Here is an 18365-nt window from a genome sequence, read left to right as displayed (position 1 = left end):
GATTCATTGAATTAGGCGCAGTTCATGGTGGATTGGCATCAATTCGCGGCTACCTGGACGAAGATGTGGCACAAGTTTTTTACAAAAAAAGCGGCAGGATAGTTCCAGCCGCAGCTTTGTTGCGTTTATACTTAGCCCCTGAGCAACATCTTTTTCCATCCGCACGACGCCATAAGGAACCCACCCCGCATGCCCCATGACATCAGTCTGATCACCACCATCGCCGCCGCCCTCGGGTTCGGCCTCATCTTCGGCTTCATCGCCGCGCGCCTGAAACTGCCGGCCCTGGTCGGCTATCTGGCCGCCGGCATCATCATCGGACCGGCCACGCCCGGTTTTGTGGCGGATGCGGAAATAGCGGGACAATTGGCGGAAATCGGGGTGATGCTGATGATGTTCGGTGTCGGCCTGCACTTTTCCATCGAGGATTTATGGGACGTGCGCAAGATCGCGCTGCCCGGCGCCATCCTGCAGATCGGCGTCGCCACGGCGATGGGCATGGGCCTGGCCCACTGGTGGGGCTGGACGCTCGGTGGCGGACTGATCTTTGGCCTGGCCCTGTCCGTTGCCAGTACCGTGGTGCTGCTGCGCGCGCTGGAAGAACGGGGCATCCTCGATTCCCTGAATGGCCGCATCGCCGTCGGCTGGCTGGTGGTGGAAGACCTCGTCACCGTGCTGGTGCTGGTGCTGCTGCCGGCGTTTGCCAGCGTGCTGGGCGGCAAGGTCGCACCGGATGCCGAGGCCGTCAGCCTGTGGCAAACCCTGGCCATCACCCTGGGCCAAGTGGCCGGCTTCATCGTCTTCATGCTGGTGGTCGGCCGCAAGCTGTTCCCGTGGATTCTGTGGCAAGTGGCGCGCACCGGCTCGCGCGAACTGTTCACCCTGTGCGTGATCGCCGCCGCCGTCGGCATCGCCTACGCCTCGACCAAGCTGTTCGGCGTGTCGTTCGCGCTGGGCGCCTTCTTCGCCGGCATGGTGCTGCGCGAATCGGAACTCAGTCACCGCGCCGCGGAAGAGTCGCTGCCACTGCGCGACGCGTTCGCCGTGCTGTTCTTCGTGTCCGTCGGCATGCTGTTCGAGCCGAATATCCTCATCGACAAGCCCCTGCAAGTGCTGGCCGTGTGCGCCATCATCATCTTCGGCAAGTCGATCGCCGCGTTTTTGCTGGTGATGGCGCTGCGCTATCCGCCGAAGACGGCCATCATCGTCTCGGCCAGCCTGGCGCAGATCGGCGAATTCTCGTTTATTTTGGCCGCCCTGGGCCTGTCGCTGGGCCTGATGCCGCAGGAAGGGCAAAGCCTGATCCTGGCCGGTGCCATCCTGTCGATCGCATTGAATCCCCTCGTGTTCAGCATGGCCAAGCCGCTGCTGCGCGTGATCGGCAACAGCGATTTCGCGCGCAAGTTCGAGCGCACCACGGACCCGCTGGCCGAGCTGCCGATGACGGTGCCGCAGGAAAAGCTGTCGGGCCAGGTCGTCCTGGTCGGCTACGGCCGCGTGGGCCGGCGCATCGCCGCCGCCCTGATGCAACGGGGCATCCACTTCGTCGTGGCCGAGGAAAACCGCGACATCGTCGACCAGCTGCGCAAGCAGGGTATTCCCGCCGTGGCCGGCAATGCGGGCGAACCGGCCGTGCTGATCCAGGCGCACATCACGCACGCCACCATGCTCGTCATCGCCACGCCCGACACCTTCCACGTGCGCGCCATGATCGAGACGGCGCGCGCGCTGAACCCGAACATCCTGACCGTGGTGCGCACGCACAGCGAGGAAGAGGCGGAATTGCTGCGCGCGGAAAACGCGGGCAAGGTGTTCATTGGCGAGCACGAGCTGGCCAATGGCATGGCCGAGCACGTGCTGCAGAGTTTTGAGACGGCGAAGAAGGGGCATGGCCATTAAGGTTCTTTGATGCCGAACCTCTAGTCCATGCAAATGCCGGGGTCGGCCCCTCAGGGTCCGACCCCAGTTTTTTCCGGGTTACAAACTGGCGGCCAGCTCCGCCCCTTCCCGTATCGCCCGCTTGGCATCGAGTTCCGCCGCCAGCGCGGCGCCGCCGATTTTATGGAAGCGCGGGCCGCCCGTGGCCAAAGGCTTGCCGTCCTTGTCGACGGGAGGCATGAGTTCGGTCAAGCTGTCCTGGCCCGCGCAGATGACCACGTTGTCCACCGCCAGCAGGCGCTGTTCGCCGCCCACGGTGATGTGCAAGCCCTGCTCGTCGATCTTGTCGTACGTCACGCCGGCCAGCATGGCCACGCCGTTTCTCGCCAGCGCCGCGCGGTGCACCCAGCCCGAAGTCTTGCCCAGTCCCGCACCCACTTTCGAGGTCTTGCGCTGCAACAGGAAGATTTGCCGCACGGGATGCGCCGCCACAGGCGGCACCAGGCCGCCGCCCGTCGCCGCATTCAAGTCCACGCCCCACTCGCCCGCCCACGCCGCCACCGGTTGCGGCAGCGGGTGCGCCGGGTCGTGCAACAGATACTCGCCCACGTCGAAACCGATGCCGCCCGCGCCGATGATGGCCACGCGCGCGCCCACGGGCTTCTTGCTTTGCAGCACGTCGAGATACGACAGCACCTTCGGGTGGTCGATGCCGGGGATGGCCGGCAGGCGCACCTTGATGCCGGTGGCGACGATGACGTCGTCATGGCCGCCGGCCAGCAATTGCTCGCGCGTCACGCGCTGGCCCAGGCGCACGTCGACCTTCAGCAGCGCCAGCCGGCGGCTGAAGTAGCGTATGGTTTCCGTAAATTCTTCCTTGCCGGGAATTTGCATCGCCACCTTGAACTGTCCTCCCACGCTGTCGCTGCTGTCGAACAGGGTCACCTGGTGCCCGCATTCGGCGGCCACGCAGGCGGCCGACAGGCCGGCCGGACCGGCGCCGACGACGGCGACCCGGCGCGCCACGGCCTTTTTCGCGTACACGAGTTCCGTTTCATGGCAGGCGCGCGGATTGACGAGGCAGCTGGCGCGCTGGTTGGCGAAGGTGTGGTCCAGGCACGCCTGGTTGCAGCCGATGCAGGTGTTGATCTCGTCGGCGCGGCCCGAGGCCGCCTTGGCGACGAAGTCAGGGTCCGCCAGGAAAGGGCGCGCCATCGACACCAGGTCGCAGTCGCCCCGCTCCAGGATGGCGTTGGCCTCGTGCGGCATGTTGATGCGGTTCGACGCCACCACGGGAATGCTCACTTCGCGGCGCAGGCGGCCCGCCACGGAAGCGAAGGCGGCGCGCGGCACGGACGTGACGATGGTGGGAACCCTCGCCTCATGCCAGCCGAAGCCCGTATTGAGAATGCTCACGCCGGCCTGTTCCAGGGCCTTGGCCACCGTCACCACGTCGTCCCAGGTATTGCCGCCCTCGACCAGGTCGAGCAGCGAGTGGCGGTACATGATGATGAAGTTGGGGCCGACGGCGGCGCGGATGCGGCGCACGATCTCCACGGGCAGGCGCATGCGGTTCTCGATGCTGCCGCCCCAGCGGTCCTGGCGCAGGTTCGTGCGCGCGCACAGGAACTGGTTCAACAGATAGCCTTCGCTGGCCATCACTTCGATGCCGTCGTAGCCTGCCTTTTGCGCCAGGCGCGCGCAGCGCACGTAGTCGCAGATGGTGCGCTCTATGCCCCGCTCGCTCAAAGGGCGGGGGCGGAAGGGCGAGATCGGCGATTTCTTCGCCGACGCCGAGACGACGAACGGTTGATAGCCATAGCGGCCCGCATGCAGGATCTGCATGACGATCTTGCCGCCCTCCTCGTGCACGGCGCGCGTCACCTTGCGGTGGTTCGGCACGTCGCCGAGGAAATTGAGGGTGCCGCCGAACGGCAGCAGCCAGCCCTGGCGGTTCGGCGAGATGCCGCCCGTGACGATCAGTCCCACGCCGCCGCGCGCCCGCTCGCGGTAAAACGCGGCCAGCTTGCCATAATGATAAAACCGGTCTTCCAGGCCCGTGTGCATGGACCCCATGATGACGCGGTTGCGCAAGGTGGTAAAACCCAGGTCGAGCGGGGCCAGCAGATGGGGATAGGCAGTCATGGTGATCGGTCCGGTAAGGTGGTTGCAGGCCGTACGGTAGCAAGCATTGCCGATCGCCGCAGCGACTTTCTCTAGACCGGGAGTTCTAAATCGCCCGAAGCTCCCGCCGGCGATGGGTACGGCTTGTGCCGGGCGCAAGTTTCCCGTAGGCTAGGTGGCATGAAGCGACTCTTCCTCTGCCTGCTGATGCTGTGCGCCCTCCCCGCTACCGCGTTGGCGCAGGCGCAGGCACTGCGACTGGACAAGCTCAAGGTCGAGGTCAAGCGCATCGAGGTCGACGGGCAGCGCATGTATGAAGTCGACGCCAGCGGCAGCGTGCAGGCGCCGCTGGCGTCCGTGTGGAAAACCTTGACGACGTACGAGCGCATGCATGAATTCGTGCCCGACCTCAGCTCCTGCCGCGTGCTGTCGCGCAACGGCAATGAAGTCATCATCGAACAGCAGGGCATGGCGCGCTTCCTGTTCATGAACCACCCCATCCACCTGGTGGTGCGGGCCACGGAAACGCCGTTCACGTCCATCGACATCGCCTTGATCTCCGGCGACATGCGGCATTACGAGTCGCGCTGGAATCTGTATCCCGTGCCCGAGACGGGCGGCACGCGCATCGTCTTTTCCAGCCGGCTGATGCCGGGCTTCTATGTGCCCGGCATGCTGGGCACGACCATGATACGCGGCGATATCGAGCGCATGATGGGGGCCGTGCTCATCCGCATCGACAGCCAGCACGCCGATAAATCCGGATAATTCAGGCGAATTACGCCAAATAGGTATCGCGGTCGCGGATTTCCGCGAAGTTTTCCAGGCTGCCCAGTTTCACCGTGACAGGGTTCAGGCTGGCCTGCGGCTGCATCGAGCGCCAGGCGAACAGCCATTCCTGCTCGGGCGCCTCGGCGCGCGTCTTGGTGAAGGCGGCGCCCAGAGCGGCACGCTGGCCGTATTCGACCAGGCCATCGATACCGGCCCAGCTGGGCAAGGTGCGCTGCACGGCGCGGTGCAGGCGTTCGCCGAACTCTTCCGTATTGTGGATGATCAGGCACGCGTCGGCCGGGGCGAACAGGTCGAACAGTTGCTTGTCCCACACTTGCGAAAAGCTCAGGGTCAGGCAATTGCCCGCCGGCGCCAGGCGGAACTGGCCCTGGCTCAGCGCCAGCTCGAGTTCGCTGCGCTGGCCGTAGCGGTGCAGGGTGGGGGGACGTTTGTAATCGTGCATGCTGGACTCGTTCTTCAATAGTAGGGTAAACCGGCGCGGCCGCTCAACGGGGCGGGCGGATATGGCGCCGGATGCGCTGGGCCGTCGCGGCCAGGTAAATTTCGCGCAGTAAATAAATAAAACAGCCGATCAGGCAAATCACGGCCAGCACAAAGAAGGCCGCGATGTATTTGTCCAGGGTCAGGTTCAGAATATCGCCCAAAAACAGCATGGCGATGATGACGCAGACGAAGAAACCGCACGCCGTGCTGAGCGAAATCGAATAGTTGATCAGATGGGTACGCCGATACAGGGTATCTAGCTCATCCATATAGAAATCGTTGTAGCCGATGTCGAGCCGGTCTTCCAGCACGCGCGTGCGGTCGATGATGCGGCCCAGGCGGTTGGTCAGCACGACCAGCATGGTGCCGATACCGGTCAACAGGAAAACCGGCGCAATCGCCAGCTGGATGATATGGCCGATGTCGCCGATCTGTATGTTCATGGATAAAAAGTCGTGGGTTCACACCGGCGCCCGACCTTGGCGCCAGCACAGGCCATAGTGTAGCAGGTGGCGCACGCCGGCTGGCCGCCTTGCCGACCGGCGTGCCGGAACGTCATGCGAAGCCGCGCCCCGGCACGAAGCGCTCGGTGGCGCGCACCAGCGCCGAAGCGATGCCGTGTTCCAGCGCGCCATGGCCCGCGTCCGGGATCATTTCCAGCTGCGCGCCGGGCCAGGCTTGCTGCAAACGGTAGGCCGACAGCGGCGGGCAGATGGCGTCGTAGCGGCCCTGCACGATGACGGCCGGCAAATGCGCGATGCGCCCGATGTTGCGGATCAGCTGGTCTTCCTCGAAGAAACCGAGATTGGCCATGTAATGCGATTCGAGCCGGCCCACGCCCAGGTCGAGCGCATCGTTCGGCGCATCTTCCGGCTGCGGCATCAGGTACACGCGGCGGCCCTCAAAGCGGCTCCAGGCGCGCGCGGCCGGCCAGTACACGGCGGGGTCGCTGCTGAGGATGCGTTTCACATAGGCGGCCAGCAAGTCGCCCCGCTCCTCTGCGGGAATAGGCGCGGCGAATTCCGCGTACAGCTCCGGATAAAACCAGCGCACGCCCTCGATGAACCAGTCGATCTCCGCCTGCGTGCACAGGAAAATGCCGCGCAGCACAAAACCGAGGCAAGCCTCCGGATGCGCCTGGCCATACGCCAGCGCCAGGGTCGAGCCCCAGGAGCCGCCAAACACCAGCCATTGGGCGATGCCGAACTGGGCGCGCAAGCGTTCGATGTCGGCGATCAGCAGCTGCGTCGTGTTGTTGCGCCACTCGCCCAGCGGCGTGGACTTGCCCGCGCCGCGCTGGTCGAACAGGATCACGCGGTAGCGCTGCGGATCGAAGAAGCGACGGTGCTGCGGCGACAGGCCCGCGCCGGGGCCGCCATGCAGGAACAGCACGGGAATGCCGTCGGGATTGCCGCACTCTTCCCAGTAAATGGTGTGGATATCGTCGACCGCCAGCATGCCGTGCCGGTTCGGCGTCAGGGCGGGAAACAGGGGAGTCAAAGAATCGGGCATGGCGGTCCTCAAAATGGCAGTCAGGGCGCCAGACAAGAGTCCTGGCAACTGTTCCAATTATAGTGCGCCGCCGGCGCCTCAGGCCAGCAGCAAGGGCAGGCGGTTCGACGACTTGATTTCGCGCATCGACAGGCTGGACTGGATTTCCGCCACGCCCGGCAGGCGGCGCAGCACGGTCGAGACGAATTCGCCATACGCTTCCAGGTCGCGCGCCACCACTTGCAGGAAATAATCGGCTTCGCCCGCCACGTTGTGGCACGACAGAATCTCGGGAATCGTCGCGATCGCCTGCTCGAACTGCGAGGGCTGCTCGCCGCCATGGTTGGCAAACACCACGCGGACGAACGCGACCAGGCCGATGCCCAGCTTCTTGCGGTTGAGCAAAGCCTGGTAGCCGGTAATAAACCCCTCTTCTTCCAGGCGGCGCAGGCGGCGCCAGACGGGGGTTTCGCTCAGTTTCAAGCGCTCGGCCAGGCGCGCATTCGACAGCCGTCCTTCATCCTGCAACAGCCTGAGTATCTGCAAATCAGTGGCGTCGAGGCTAACTTCTGGAATTTTCATCTATTTTTTGTTTTTATACGAGTGGAATCTACCCGAATACTAGGGCATGCAGGGCAGGAAAAGCAAGCACATTTCATCGCAGCAAGAACATAATGGGGCCCGGCGAGCAGGCCGCACCGTGCGCATGCTCCCGCTTTTCTTTTCGACCGAGCCATGTCCGATTCTACCTTCCTGATGTACCTGCTGGCACTGGCCGGCGCCTTTTTATTACCGGGCCCCGACATGGCGCTGGTGCTGGCGACGGGCGCGGCGCGCGGCGTGGCCACGGCGCTGGTGACGGCCGTGGGCATCGCCGGCGCGCGCGCCGTGCACGTGGCATTGTCGGGCGCGGGCCTGGCGGCGTTGATGGTCACGCATCCGCAAGCCTTGCAGTGGGTCAAATGGGCGGGCGCTGCCTATCTGCTGTACCTGGCGCTGCGCCTGCTGCAGTCGGCCCTGTCGAGCAAGACGGCGCAGGACGCCGCCGCCCCCACCACGGCGCAGGGCGCGCGCGCCAGCCTGGTGCGCGGCTTCCTGACGAATCTACTCAATCCGAAGGCACTGCTGTTTTGCAGCATGTTTTTACCGCAATTCGTCAGCGGCGGCGACAGCGTCGGCATGCAATACCTGCGCCTGGGCGCCATCCTGGTGCTGGTGGGCCTGCTGTTCGATGCCCTGTACGCCGTGCTGGCCGCGCGCCTGGCGCGCCGCCTGCGCGGTAAACCCTCGCCTTACGGCAAGTTCGTGCTGCCCACCGTGTTCGTCTTGCTGGCCGGGCGGCTCGTGCTGGACTGAATTTTCAGCTGAGCTGCCATGCCATCGGCAAAGAAGGCAGGGTAATCGGCCAGCAGGCTGCGCTCCAGATCGTTGACCTTGCGAAATTGCCGCAGCGACGGCGCCATGGCCCGGCCCGCATCCCAGCTGCGCCAGGCGTTTTGCGCATCGAATTGCGCCAGCAAGGCGTCGCCCAGGTCCTGGTACACGGCCGCCATCTGCGGTTTGGCCTGCAGCACTTGCAGATACAGCGCGGTCGCTGCCGGCCATTGCCCCAGCTTGGCGCGCAAATTCCCCTCGAACAGGGCCAATACGGGCTGATCCGGCCCCGCTTGCTTTCTCAATTCCTGCACGGTGGCCAGCGCGGCCGCGATGCCGTCCTGGTCCTTGGCCAGCAGCCCCCGCGTCAAGTCGTGGATGGGCTCGCACTCCTGCATGGCCATCTGTTGCTCACGCGACAGCTTGTCGACCAGCGCGCCCGTGGAAAAATGGTCTTCCAGCATGGTCAAGAACGCCTCGAAAGGCTTTTCTGCGGCAAACAGCTTTTCCGCCTCGGCGCGCAGCGCCGGATGCGACTGCGCTCCCGGCGGCGGCAACCGCGCCGCCTGCGCCAGCACTCTTTCGAGCACCGGTGCATCGGCCGCCAGCGGGCGGGGTCGGTAGGCGGCCAGCGAATACGTGGCAGGCGCGTCCATGACAAGCCGGCTGATGCGGAAATGGCGCGTGAGCTTGTCACCCACTTCCTGGTAATGCAGGGTGAAGTCGGCGGGGATGCGCTTGCCGTCGGCCAGCATCTTCAGCGCCAGCGGGTGGCCGCCCCAGGTGTAGCGCAGAACCTGGGCAAACGCCGTGGCCTCGGCGCCGCTGACGGGGCTGCCGGCTATCCCCAGGCGCAGCAGCGGCTGCCCCTCGAACGACCACAGCACGGCGCCGTCAAGCACCTGCGGCGCCAGCGTGCCGGCCGTGCCCTTGCGGCGTTCCATCGCGAGACGGCGAGAGCCCGCCACGTCGAACAGCGAATAACTGTCATAGGTGGACGCCGCCGTATCGATGACGTAGCGGCGGCGCGTGGCAAAGTCGAGCACGGACAAGCTCTTGCCTTCACGCACGCTGAGGTAATGCGGGCCCAGCACGACATCGCTTTCCTGCGTCGTGCGCGCGGGCAGGCCGGTGTTCACGCCGGGTTGGTTGATGCGCTCGGTCGTCACCGTGACGTGCAACGCGACGCCGGCCTGGGCCGCGCTGGCGCCCAGGAAAAGGATGGCGGCCACGCTGGCGCGGCGCAAGGCGGGTAAGAGGGTCATGGAGATGATGCAGTGGAGAAATGCTGATTCTACGGCAAAGCGCACGCCAGCCCTGTCTTGCTCGCCAGCATAAAAAAAGACAGCCGCAGCTGTCTTTTCTGTTTTACCGCAACAACGATTACGACATGTGCTGGCCGCCGTTGATGGAGATGTTGGCGCCCGTGACGAAGGCCGCCTCATCGGAAGCCAGGTAAGCCACCAGGCCGGCCACTTCTTCCGGCTTGCCCAGGCGCGCCATCGGAATTTGCGGGATGATTTTGCTGTCGAGCACTTCCTGCGGAATCGCCATGACCATCTTGGTGCCGATGTAGCCGGGCGAGATGGTGTTGACGGTGACGTTCTTGCGCGCCACTTCCAGCGCCAGCGACTTGGTGAAACCGTGCATGCCGGCTTTCGCGGCCGCATAGTTGGTCTGGCCGAAGGCGCCCTTCTGGCCGTTCACGGACGAGATATTGATGATGCGGCCCCAGCCGCGCTCCACCATGCCGTCGCAGACGGGCTTGGTCATGTTGAAGACGGAATCGAGGTTGGTGCTCATCACGGCGTCCCAATTGGTCTTGTCCATCTTCTTGAACGTCATGTCGCGCGTGATGCCGGCGTTATTCACCAGCACGTCGACCGGACCGATTTCCGCTTCCACGGCCGCCACGCAGGCAGCCGCCGAATCGTAGTCGGCCACGTCGCACGGATACGCCTTGAAGTCATAGCCCATGTCCTTGGTCGTCGCCAGCCATTCCGCGACCTTCGGATTACCCGGGGAATAGGTGGTCACCACGCGATAGCCGAGCGCCGCCAGCTTGAAACAGACCGCTTCGCCCAGACCACCCATGCCACCAGTTACCAATGCAACTCTTGCCATTTTCATCCCCTCAGTGTCGTTCTGTTGCTAAAAAGTTAATCATTTAGTGAAAGCTATCCAACTCCGCCGCATGACGGCGGCCAACCGCATCGCGCCAGGCCGCCGCGCGGTATGCGCAACAGCCTGGGTTGGTGCCAGCTACTTAATCGCGCTCAATCGCAAGGGCAACACCCATGCCGCCGCCGATGCACAGCGCGGCCAGGCCTTTCTTGGCGTCGCGGCGGATCATTTCGTGGATCAGGGTGACCAGGATGCGCGCGCCGGACGCGCCGATCGGGTGGCCGATGGCAATCGCGCCGCCGTTCACGTTGATCTTGCTGGTATCCCAGCCCATTTCCTTGTTGACGGCGATCGCTTGCGCGGCAAACGCTTCGTTGATTTCCATCAGGTCCAGCTCCTCATGCGTCCAGCCGGCTTTTTTCAGGCACAGGCGCGATGCGGAGACGGGGCCCATGCCCATGACGGCCGGGTCCAGGCCCGACGAGGCGTAGGCCTTGATGCGCGCCAGCGGCTTCAAGCCCAGTTCCTTCGCTTGCGAGGCGGACATCATGATGACGGCGGCGGCGCCGTCGTTCAGGCCCGAGGCGTTGCCAGCCGTGACGGTGCCGTCCTTGGCGAACGCGGGGCGCAGGCCGGCCAGCGATTCCAGGGTCGAACCAGGCTTGATGTATTCGTCGCTGTCGAAGACCACGGTGCCTTTCTTGTTGGCGATTTCCAGCGGCAGGATTTCATCCTTGAACTTGCCCGCCTTGTGCGCCGCTTCCGCCTTCAGTTGCGACTGCAGCGCGAATTCATCCTGCTCGGCGCGCGTCACTTCATATTTCTTGGCGACGTTTTCCGCCGTGATGCCCATGTGGTACTGGTTGTACACGTCCCACAGGCCGTCGACGATCATGGTGTCGATCATCTTGAAGTCGCCCATGCGGAAACCGTCGCGCGAGCCGTTCATCGCGTGCGGCGAAGCGCTCATGTTTTCCTGGCCGCCGGCGATGATGATGTTGGCGTCGCCGCACTTGATCGCTTGCGCCGCCAGGTGCGTGGCCTTCAGGCCGCTGCCGCAGACCTTGTTGATGGTGAATGCCGGAATCGAGCTGGGCAAGCCGGCCTTGATGACGGCCTGGCGCGCGGCGTTCTGGCCGACGGCGGCCGTCAGCACCTGGCCCAGGATCGCTTCGCCGATCAGGTTCGGGTCGATGCCGGTTTGCGCCAGCAAGCCCTTGATTACATGCGCGCCCAGTTCGGACGCAGGAATCTTGGCCAGGCTGCCACCGAATTTGCCGACTGCGGTACGGCCGGCGGCCACGATTACGACATCATCCATTTATTTCTCCGATATGCAGGCCACGAGGGCCAAGGTCAAGGTAGTAATACAATCCGAATTCGGGAAGACACAGCAAGCTGTGTTTCATTCTAGCGCGGCATGCGCCGCAGTTCCAGCGCCGCACCGCAGGCGGCGGCGATGACAGCCTGCTTGCGGTACTGGCGGGCGGACTGGCGCGGCGGATAGCCGCTGCCGGGCCGCAACACGCTTACGCCTGGCGAGCAGGACGCGTGTTTTTATTTTTATCATACCCTTCATCGGCGCCGCCGAAAGTGGTTTTTAGAAAATTATTAAAGGGAATAATCAGGGGCACGGGGGTTTGCTTTACCACTTGCAACAGCTCGCCAAATTTTTGACGCGATGCAGCAAACTCACCCTTTGTCACAGTGTCGAATTTCTCCTGAGTTTCTTGAGCAACTTCCTTTGCCTGGCGGCCATAGGCACCGATGCGTTCGATGGCCAGTTGCGACTGCGTGCGCGACAGTTGCAGCAGCGCTTGCGGGTCCTTCACGGACAGCAGCTGATTGCCCGCCACCGTAGCGGCGGCCAGCGCCGCGCGGGCCGCATCGAGCTGCAAGTCCAGCACGCTGGCGCCGCTATCGACGGCGGCCTGGGCGTACGCTTGCGCGCTGATCAATTGCGCTTCCACCACGGCCTTGCCGGCCAGTGCCCATTGTTCGGAAAATGAAAACATGTCGTTCCTCCCCAAAGAGTAGGCGGCGCCATGTTGCGCCGCACAGTGCTCAACTGTAAGCGGTGGTTCATTGCTGAACCTTGATATTTATCAAACTTTCCTGTTGGTTTGTTTCCAAGCCAACGTGGATCAGGACAACAACTTGATACCGTCCAGCGAGGCCGCGCACTGCTCGCGTATCACGCTGACGAAATCGCGCACATACGCCTTGTCCTGCAGGTGATCTGGCACGGACACATACAGGTCGCTCCACAGGCCGTGCTCGCCCACCGGGCGCGCCACCACATAATCGTAATCGACGTAATTCTTGATGGCCCAGTTCGGCAAGGCGGCGATGCCGCGCCGGCTCGCCACCAGCTGCAGCACGGCCACCGTCAATTCGGCCGTGCGGCGCTCGAAGACGATGCCGGCCGGCTTCAGCACTTCTCGGATCAGGTCGATACGCTGTTCCGGCACCGGATAGGTGATTAATGTTTCGCCCGTGAAGTCGGCCGCGGCGAGGCGGCGCTGCGCCTGCAAGCGGTGCTTCTGCGCCATCACCACCAGCATTTCAAAGCGGAACAGGGGAAACACGGTGAAATCGGGGCCATACGGCGAGCCGATCACGAGGTCCGCCTCGCCCGAGCGCAGCAAGTCCGCCGGTTCGCTGTGAAAGCCGGACACCAGGTCGATCTCCACTTCCGGCCAGCGCTGGCGGAACGCATCCATCACGGGCATGAGCCAGTCGAAACAGGTATGGCATTCGAGCGCCACGCGCAACTGCCCCTTGTCGCCCTGCGACAGGCGCGCCACGTCGCGCTCGGCCAGTTCGATCTCGGGCAGCAGCTTGTCGGCCAGCTCCAGCAGCCGGCTGCCCGTGGCCGTGAAGGCGATCGGCATCGACTTGCGCTCGAACAAAGGCGCCTTGTAGCGCTCTTCCAGCAAACGGATCTGGTGCGACAGGGCCGACTGGGTCAGGTTGAGCAGCTGCGCGGCGCGCACCAGGCTGCCGGACGAACGCAAGGCACTCAAGGTGCGCAGGTGACGGATTTCTAGCATCGGGGAAATAGATTCTGTACGTGAAATATTTTCATGTTATTCGGCAAAATGTTTCGTTTTGATTATAGATTAAGTTGCCGCACACTCTAGCGCATTCACATTAAATCTCGATGACATCATGACCATTCGTACCCACATCCTTGGCTTTCCCCGTATCGGCGCCGCGCGTGAACTGCAATCGGCACTGGAAGGCCACTGGCGCGGGGAGCTGTCCGAGGCGGCCCTGGAAGCGACGGGCCGGCAATTGCGCGCGCGCCACTGGGCGCTGCAACGGGACGCCGGACTCGATTACGTCACCGTGGGCGACTTCGCCTTGTACGACCAGGTGGCCAACCACATCCAGCTGCTGGGCTGCGAACCGACGCGCTTCCACTTCGCGCCAGAGCAAACGCCTTTGTCGCGCTATTTCACGCTGGCGCGCGAGTCCGGCCAGCATGCGCTGGAAATGCGCAAATGGTTTGACACCCATTACCATTACCTGGTGCCCGAATTGTCGCCGCAAACCCGGTTTTCGCTGGCCTGCGAGCGCCTGCTGGCGGAAGTGGCCGAGGCGCAGGCGCTGGGCCACCCGGTCAAGGCGGCCCTGATCGGCCCCCTCACCTTCCTGTGGCTGGGCAAGGAAAAGACAGCGGGCTTCGAGCGCCTGGCCCTGCTGGAACAATTGCTGCCCGTCTACGGCGCCCTGCTCGACCGCCTGAAGCGGCAAGGCGTGGCCTGGGTGCAGCTCGACGAGCCGATCCTGGGCCTGGACTTGCCCGGCGCTTGGCGCAACGCTTTTGAAAGCACGTATTGGCAGCTGAACCAGGTAGGCGTGGATATCCTGCTGGCCACGTATTTTTCGCCGCTGGAAGAAAACCTCAGCCTGACGTGCCGCCTGCCCGTGGCCGGCCTGCATGTGGACGGCGTCCGCGCGCCGCATGAACTGATCAGCGTGACGGACTGGCTGCCCGTGCATAAAGTCTTGTCGATCGGCATCGTCGACGGGCGCAACATCTGGCGCACCGACCTCGACGCGGCCCTGGCCGTGCTGGCGCCGCTGGCGGCCAGGCGCAACGGCCATTTGTGGCTGGCGCCGTCCTGCTCGCTGCTGCACGTGCCGTTCAGCCTGGAAGCGGAAACGGCGCTCGACGGTGAAATCCGGAGCTGGCTGGCGTTCGCCACGGAAAAATTGACGGAACTGGCGCTGCTGAAGGATGCGCTGGCGGGCCATCCCGATGACGGCGCGCTGGCCATGTCCCGCCTGGCCATCGCCGGGCGGCGCGCCAGCCCCCGCGTCCACCGCCCGCAAGTGACGCAGCGCCTGCAACTGCACGACTTCCCGACAACGACCATCGGCTCCTTCCCGCAAACGACGGCCATCCGCCAGGAAGCGCTGGGCCTTGACGTACTCGTGCATGGCGAAGCGGAACGCGGCGACACCCCGGCCAAGCTGTTGGTCAACCCGGACTGCGGCCTGAAGATGCGGGGCCAGGCGGAAACGGAGGCGGCCTTGAAAAACATGGCGACGGCGGCGCAGCGGATGCGCGCGGCGTGATGACATAGGCGTACTCAAGCCGCATTCTCGGCTGCTTTCGGGGCGGCGCACCGGTTTTCCGGGGCGCCGCCCGTTTTTTTTGACATGAAGTAGGTGTTGCCCTGCGGAATAGCACGCGCCAGGCCCCTGACGCCGATTTTTTTGCAGTAGAATGCAAGAAATTTACTGCTCCCTATTGTTGCTGTACGGAACATCTGGCCTGCCGCAGTTTCACTTTGATAAATGTTTATGTCCAAAAGCCCGTCGCAGAAGCCTATCGAAATCAAGATTTCCACCGTCGTCGCCGTCTCCGCCATCCTGCACAGCGCCGATACGCAGGCACTCGATGCCGCCTTGCGCGACATGACGGGAGGCGTGGCGGACTTTTTCGAGGACGACCTGGCCGTGCTGGACGTGGCGGCCTTGCCGCCTGGCAGCGTCCCCATCGACTGGGCCGCCCTCGTGGCCCTGCTGAAAAAATACCGCTTGAATGCCGTGGCCGTGCGCAATGCGCCGGCCGACATGCATGACGCCATCCTGGCGCAAGGCTTGAGCCTCGACAGCGGCAAGACGCGCGACGATGCGCCGCCCAAGGATGGCCCCAGGGATACCCCCACGGCCGCCGCCCAGGCGGGCGCCGACGCCCAGGTGATGGTGATCGACACGCCCGTGCGGGCTGGCCAGCGCATTTACGCGCGCGGCTGCGACCTGATCATCACCGCCGTCGTCAACAATGGCGCCGAAATCATCGCCGACGGCAGCATCCACGTGTATTCCTCGCTGTACGGCCGCGCGCTGGCCGGCGCCTCGGGCAACCCCCAGGCGCGCATCTTCGCGCTGGCCATGGAACCGGAACTGGTCTCGATCGCCGGCGTGTACCGCACGTTCGAGGATGGTTTCCCCGCAGAAATGGCGCGCGGACCCGCGCAAATTCGTTTGGCTGGAGACAGAATCGATATACACTCTGTGCATCCGGTCACTCCCGTGAACCGCTCTTAAGCTGCACAATTCAAGAGATATCTGAAAAGGATTATTTGTGGCAAGAATTATTGTTGTGACGTCCGGCAAGGGCGGTGTCGGCAAGACGACCTCTAGCGCCAGTTTTTCCACTGGCCTGGCCATGCGCGGCCACAAGACAGCCGTGCTCGACTTCGACGTGGGCCTGCGTAACCTCGACCTGATCATGGGTTGCGAGCGCCGCGTCGTCTACGACCTGATCAATGTGATCAACAAGGAAGCCACGCTGAACCAGGCCTTGATCAAGGACAAGCACTGCGACAACCTGTTCATCCTGCCCGCGTCGCAGACGCGCGACAAGGATGCCTTGTCGGAAGAAGGCGTGGAACGCGTGTTGAACGACCTGATCAACATGGGTTTCGAGTTCATCATCTGCGATTCGCCGGCCGGCATCGAGCATGGCGCGCTGATGGCGCTGACGTTCGCCGACGAAGCGATCATCGTCACCAACCCGGAAGTGTCGTCGGTGCGCGATTCGGACCGCATCCTCGGCATCCTGCAAGCCAAGTCGCGCCGCGCGCAGACGGGCGGCGAGCCGGTCAAGGAACATTTGCTGATCACCCGCTACTCGCCGAAACGCGTGGAATCGGATGAAATGCTGTCCTACCAGGACGTGCAGGAAATCCTGCGCATCCCGCTGGTGGGCATCATTCCGGAATCGGAGCAAGTGCTGGCCGCCTCGAACCAGGGCAATCCCGCCATCCATTTCAAGGGGACGGACGTGGCGCAAGCCTACGAAGACGTGGTCTCGCGTTTCCTCGGCGAAGATGTCGAGCTGCGCTTTACCAACTATGAAAAGCCTGGATTACTCCAGCGCATTTTTGGGGCGAAGTGATATGGCCTTGCTTTCTTTCCTGTTCCCCCCCAAGCCGAAGACGGCCACCGCGGCCAAGGAACGCCTGCAGATCATCATCGCCCGCGAGCGCAGCGGACGCGATGGTCCGGACTTCCTGCCCGCCCTGCACAAGGAATTGATCGCCGTCATTTCCAAGTACACCAAGGTCAATGCCGACGACATCAAGATCTCGCTGGACCGCCAGGGCAACCTGGAAGTACTCGACGTTAACGTGGTGCTGCCGGACGCGTAAGCGCTAATCCGGCCGCACCGCGAGCAATTCCTGCGCCACTGCGGCGCAGGCGTTCACGTGCTGGTTGCCGATCTGGCGGAACACGGCGTAGCCGATGGCTGCCGCCACCGCCTGGCCGGCGAACGGCACGAAGCGCGCCACCTGCCTGGTGGCTATCTTGACGCCACTGCGCTTGAGCAGCTGGAGGATCAGTTCGCGCGACACCAGCTTTCCCACCAGCATGCCACCCATGCCCACCGCCGCGCGGTAGGCCATCATCTTGAACTGCGGGTTGAGGCGCTCGATCTGCTCGGGCGTGAGGCCGAATTCGTGGTTGATATCGTTGATCAGCATGGAAAACAGGCCCACGTCGGACATCAGGTCGATGCCGGGAATGGGAATGGCCGAGGCGCCCGCCGACATCATGGCGCGCCGCTGCACCAGGCGCCGGCAGCGCTCGCGCACTTGCTCGATGTCGGAACGGCTGGCCGGTATCAGGGTCCAATCGGTGGTGCTCTTGTCTGGCATGGCCGTTTCTCCGCTGGTAGGGGGTAGATGAACAAGTGTAACGTAAAAGGTCTGCCCTCCGATTTCACTGGACACAGTTGCAATCTCTGTTATATTTCATTTGAGCATTCCTTAACATTACGATAAGCAGAGCGGACCGTCTGTTTGTTGCTACACACTCCAGCCCATTATGCGAATTGCCGTACTCGATAGCGACCATAGCCAGGCAGAACTGATCTGCCAGGTGCTCACCGCCGCCGGCCACGCTTGCCACGAGTTTCAGAGTGGCAAGGAAATGCTGGGGCAACTGCGCAAAGACAGTTGCGACATGCTCATCCTCGACTGGCATGTGAGCGATCTGGACGGTGCGGAAGTCTTGCGCCGTGCCCGGGAAAAACTGGCGCCCAAGGCGCCCGTGTTGTTTATGACCAACAGTTCCGGCGAAGACGACGTGGTGGCGGGCATGACGGCGGGCGCCGACGACTACATGATCAAGCCCCTGCGGCGCAGCGAGCTGACCTTGCGCACCCAGGCGCTGCTGCGCGTGGCGTATCCGGCCCAGAATGGCGCTGAGACCTTGCAATTCGGTCATTACACGTTTGAAACCCGCCCCGGCCGCCTGCTGCGCGACGGCGAAGTACTGGACGTGACGCACAAGGAATTCGCCCTGGCGCTGCTGTTTTTCCGCAACCTGGGCCGTCCCCTGTCGCGCGCCTACATCCACGAAGCCGTGTGGCAGCGCGACACGGCGCTGCCTTCGCGCACCATGGATACCCACGTTTCGCGCGTGCGCAACAAGCTGCAGCTGAAACCGGAACACGGCTACCGCCTCGTGCCTGTCTACAGTTATGGTTATCGGCTGGAAAAACTGGGCGGCTGAAGGGCGGCAAACGGCTGACCTGCTCAAAGCGCGGGCACAAAGCGTTATAATGTCGCCATAAG

General features: G+C 63.6%; 19 protein-coding genes and 1 pseudogene. 9 read left to right on the top strand and 11 right to left on the bottom strand.

Annotation, left to right across the window (positions count from 1 at the left end; translation table 11 throughout):
* The first annotated feature begins 189 nt into the window (after positions 1–189).
* Complete coding sequence (locus J0O65_RS13245) at positions 190–1899, top strand: cation:proton antiporter domain-containing protein (RefSeq protein WP_215407380.1); 1710 nt, start codon at positions 190–192, stop codon at positions 1897–1899.
* A gap of 78 nt (positions 1900–1977) precedes the next feature.
* Here J0O65_RS13245 and J0O65_RS13240 read toward each other — a convergent pair whose 3' ends face one another.
* Positions 1978–4023, bottom strand: coding sequence for an NADPH-dependent 2,4-dienoyl-CoA reductase (locus tag J0O65_RS13240; protein WP_215407378.1), 2046 nt, complete (start codon positions 4021–4023; stop codon positions 1978–1980).
* A 159-nt stretch (positions 4024–4182) separates the two neighbouring features.
* Between J0O65_RS13240 and J0O65_RS13235 the strand changes: the two genes are divergently transcribed.
* Complete coding sequence (locus J0O65_RS13235; RefSeq protein ID WP_251373736.1) at positions 4183–4770, top strand: SRPBCC family protein; 588 nt, start codon at positions 4183–4185, stop codon at positions 4768–4770.
* Positions 4771–4780: 10 nt separating this feature from the next.
* Here J0O65_RS13235 and J0O65_RS13230 read toward each other — a convergent pair whose 3' ends face one another.
* The 4 genes from J0O65_RS13230 to J0O65_RS13215 all read right to left on the bottom strand — a co-directional run bounded on the left by J0O65_RS13230 (position 4781) and on the right by J0O65_RS13215 (position 7350).
* Entirely contained in the window at positions 4781–5236 is a 456-nt protein-coding gene (locus tag J0O65_RS13230) for a hypothetical protein (RefSeq protein WP_215407376.1), read from the bottom strand.
* 43 nt (positions 5237–5279) lie between these two features.
* On the bottom strand, positions 5280–5720 hold the full coding sequence (locus tag J0O65_RS13225) for a DUF2721 domain-containing protein (RefSeq protein WP_034783716.1): 441 nt from the start codon (positions 5718–5720) through the stop codon (positions 5280–5282).
* Between the two features lie 112 nt (positions 5721–5832).
* A complete protein-coding gene (gene pip / locus J0O65_RS13220) occupies positions 5833–6789 on the bottom strand; it encodes a prolyl aminopeptidase (RefSeq protein WP_215407374.1) in 957 nt (318 codons plus the stop codon).
* 78 nt (positions 6790–6867) lie between these two features.
* Entirely contained in the window at positions 6868–7350 is a 483-nt protein-coding gene (locus J0O65_RS13215; RefSeq protein WP_034783718.1) for an Lrp/AsnC family transcriptional regulator, read from the bottom strand.
* 153 nt (positions 7351–7503) lie between these two features.
* Here J0O65_RS13215 and J0O65_RS13210 point away from each other — a divergent pair, with 153 nt between their 5' ends.
* Entirely contained in the window at positions 7504–8124 is a 621-nt protein-coding gene (locus tag J0O65_RS13210) for a LysE family translocator (protein ID WP_251373735.1), read from the top strand.
* On the opposite strand, the gene J0O65_RS13205 is transcribed toward J0O65_RS13210, so the two are convergent.
* From J0O65_RS13205 to J0O65_RS13185, 5 genes are all read right to left on the bottom strand, one after another.
* Positions 8061–9407, bottom strand: coding sequence for a tetratricopeptide repeat protein (locus tag J0O65_RS13205; RefSeq protein ID WP_215407372.1), 1347 nt, complete (start codon positions 9405–9407; stop codon positions 8061–8063). The two genes, J0O65_RS13210 and J0O65_RS13205, sit on opposite strands and share 64 nt — an antisense overlap.
* 118 nt (positions 9408–9525) lie before the next feature.
* Positions 9526–10266 carry an acetoacetyl-CoA reductase gene (phbB, locus tag J0O65_RS13200; protein WP_086137253.1) on the bottom strand — a complete coding sequence of 247 codons (741 nt, stop codon included), beginning with the start codon at positions 10264–10266 and terminating at the stop codon, positions 9526–9528.
* Positions 10267–10408: 142 nt separating this feature from the next.
* On the bottom strand, positions 10409–11587 hold the full coding sequence (locus J0O65_RS13195; protein ID WP_076564895.1) for an acetyl-CoA C-acetyltransferase: 1179 nt from the start codon (positions 11585–11587) through the stop codon (positions 10409–10411).
* Between the two features lie 208 nt (positions 11588–11795).
* A complete protein-coding gene (locus J0O65_RS13190; protein WP_251373734.1) occupies positions 11796–12281 on the bottom strand; it encodes a phasin family protein in 486 nt (161 codons plus the stop codon).
* Positions 12282–12410: 129 nt separating this feature from the next.
* Positions 12411–13319: a LysR family transcriptional regulator gene (locus J0O65_RS13185; protein ID WP_215407368.1), complete on the bottom strand. Its 909-nt coding sequence runs from the start codon at positions 13317–13319 to the stop codon at positions 12411–12413.
* A gap of 118 nt (positions 13320–13437) precedes the next feature.
* On the opposite strand from J0O65_RS13185, the pseudogene J0O65_RS13180 reads away from it, so the two are divergent.
* The 5 genes and pseudogenes from J0O65_RS13180 to minE all read left to right on the top strand — a co-directional run.
* Positions 13438–14736, top strand: a pseudogene (locus tag J0O65_RS13180) (5-methyltetrahydropteroyltriglutamate--homocysteine S-methyltransferase); the annotation flags it as partial.
* Positions 14710–14853 (top strand): hypothetical protein, encoded by a 144-nt coding sequence (locus J0O65_RS27900; RefSeq protein ID WP_353056194.1) that lies wholly within the window; start codon positions 14710–14712, stop codon positions 14851–14853. The pseudogene J0O65_RS13180 and the gene J0O65_RS27900, both read left to right, overlap by 27 nt.
* A 228-nt stretch (positions 14854–15081) precedes the next feature.
* On the top strand, positions 15082–15831 hold the full coding sequence (gene minC, locus J0O65_RS13175) for a septum site-determining protein MinC (protein WP_215407364.1): 750 nt from the start codon (positions 15082–15084) through the stop codon (positions 15829–15831).
* 37 nt (positions 15832–15868) lie between these two features.
* Positions 15869–16684, top strand: coding sequence for a septum site-determining protein MinD (gene minD, locus J0O65_RS13170; protein ID WP_071325832.1), 816 nt, complete (start codon positions 15869–15871; stop codon positions 16682–16684).
* 1 nt (position 16685) lies between these two features.
* Entirely contained in the window at positions 16686–16937 is a 252-nt protein-coding gene (minE, locus tag J0O65_RS13165; RefSeq protein WP_034752886.1) for a cell division topological specificity factor MinE, read from the top strand.
* Between the two features lie 3 nt (positions 16938–16940).
* Here minE and J0O65_RS13160 read toward each other — a convergent pair whose 3' ends face one another.
* Positions 16941–17444, bottom strand: coding sequence for a YcjF family protein (locus J0O65_RS13160; protein ID WP_215407362.1), 504 nt, complete (start codon positions 17442–17444; stop codon positions 16941–16943).
* Positions 17445–17613: 169 nt separating this feature from the next.
* On the opposite strand from J0O65_RS13160, the gene J0O65_RS13155 reads away from it, so the two are divergent.
* On the top strand, positions 17614–18303 hold the full coding sequence (locus tag J0O65_RS13155) for a response regulator transcription factor (RefSeq protein ID WP_215407360.1): 690 nt from the start codon (positions 17614–17616) through the stop codon (positions 18301–18303).
* Positions 18304–18365 lie beyond the last annotated feature (62 nt).

Source organism: Janthinobacterium sp. JC611, assembly GCF_018682595.1.
Taxonomy (GTDB): domain Bacteria; phylum Pseudomonadota; class Gammaproteobacteria; order Burkholderiales; family Burkholderiaceae_D; genus Janthinobacterium.
Note: the sequence above shows the minus strand (reverse complement) of the source record. Positions and strands in the feature narration are given on the sequence as shown.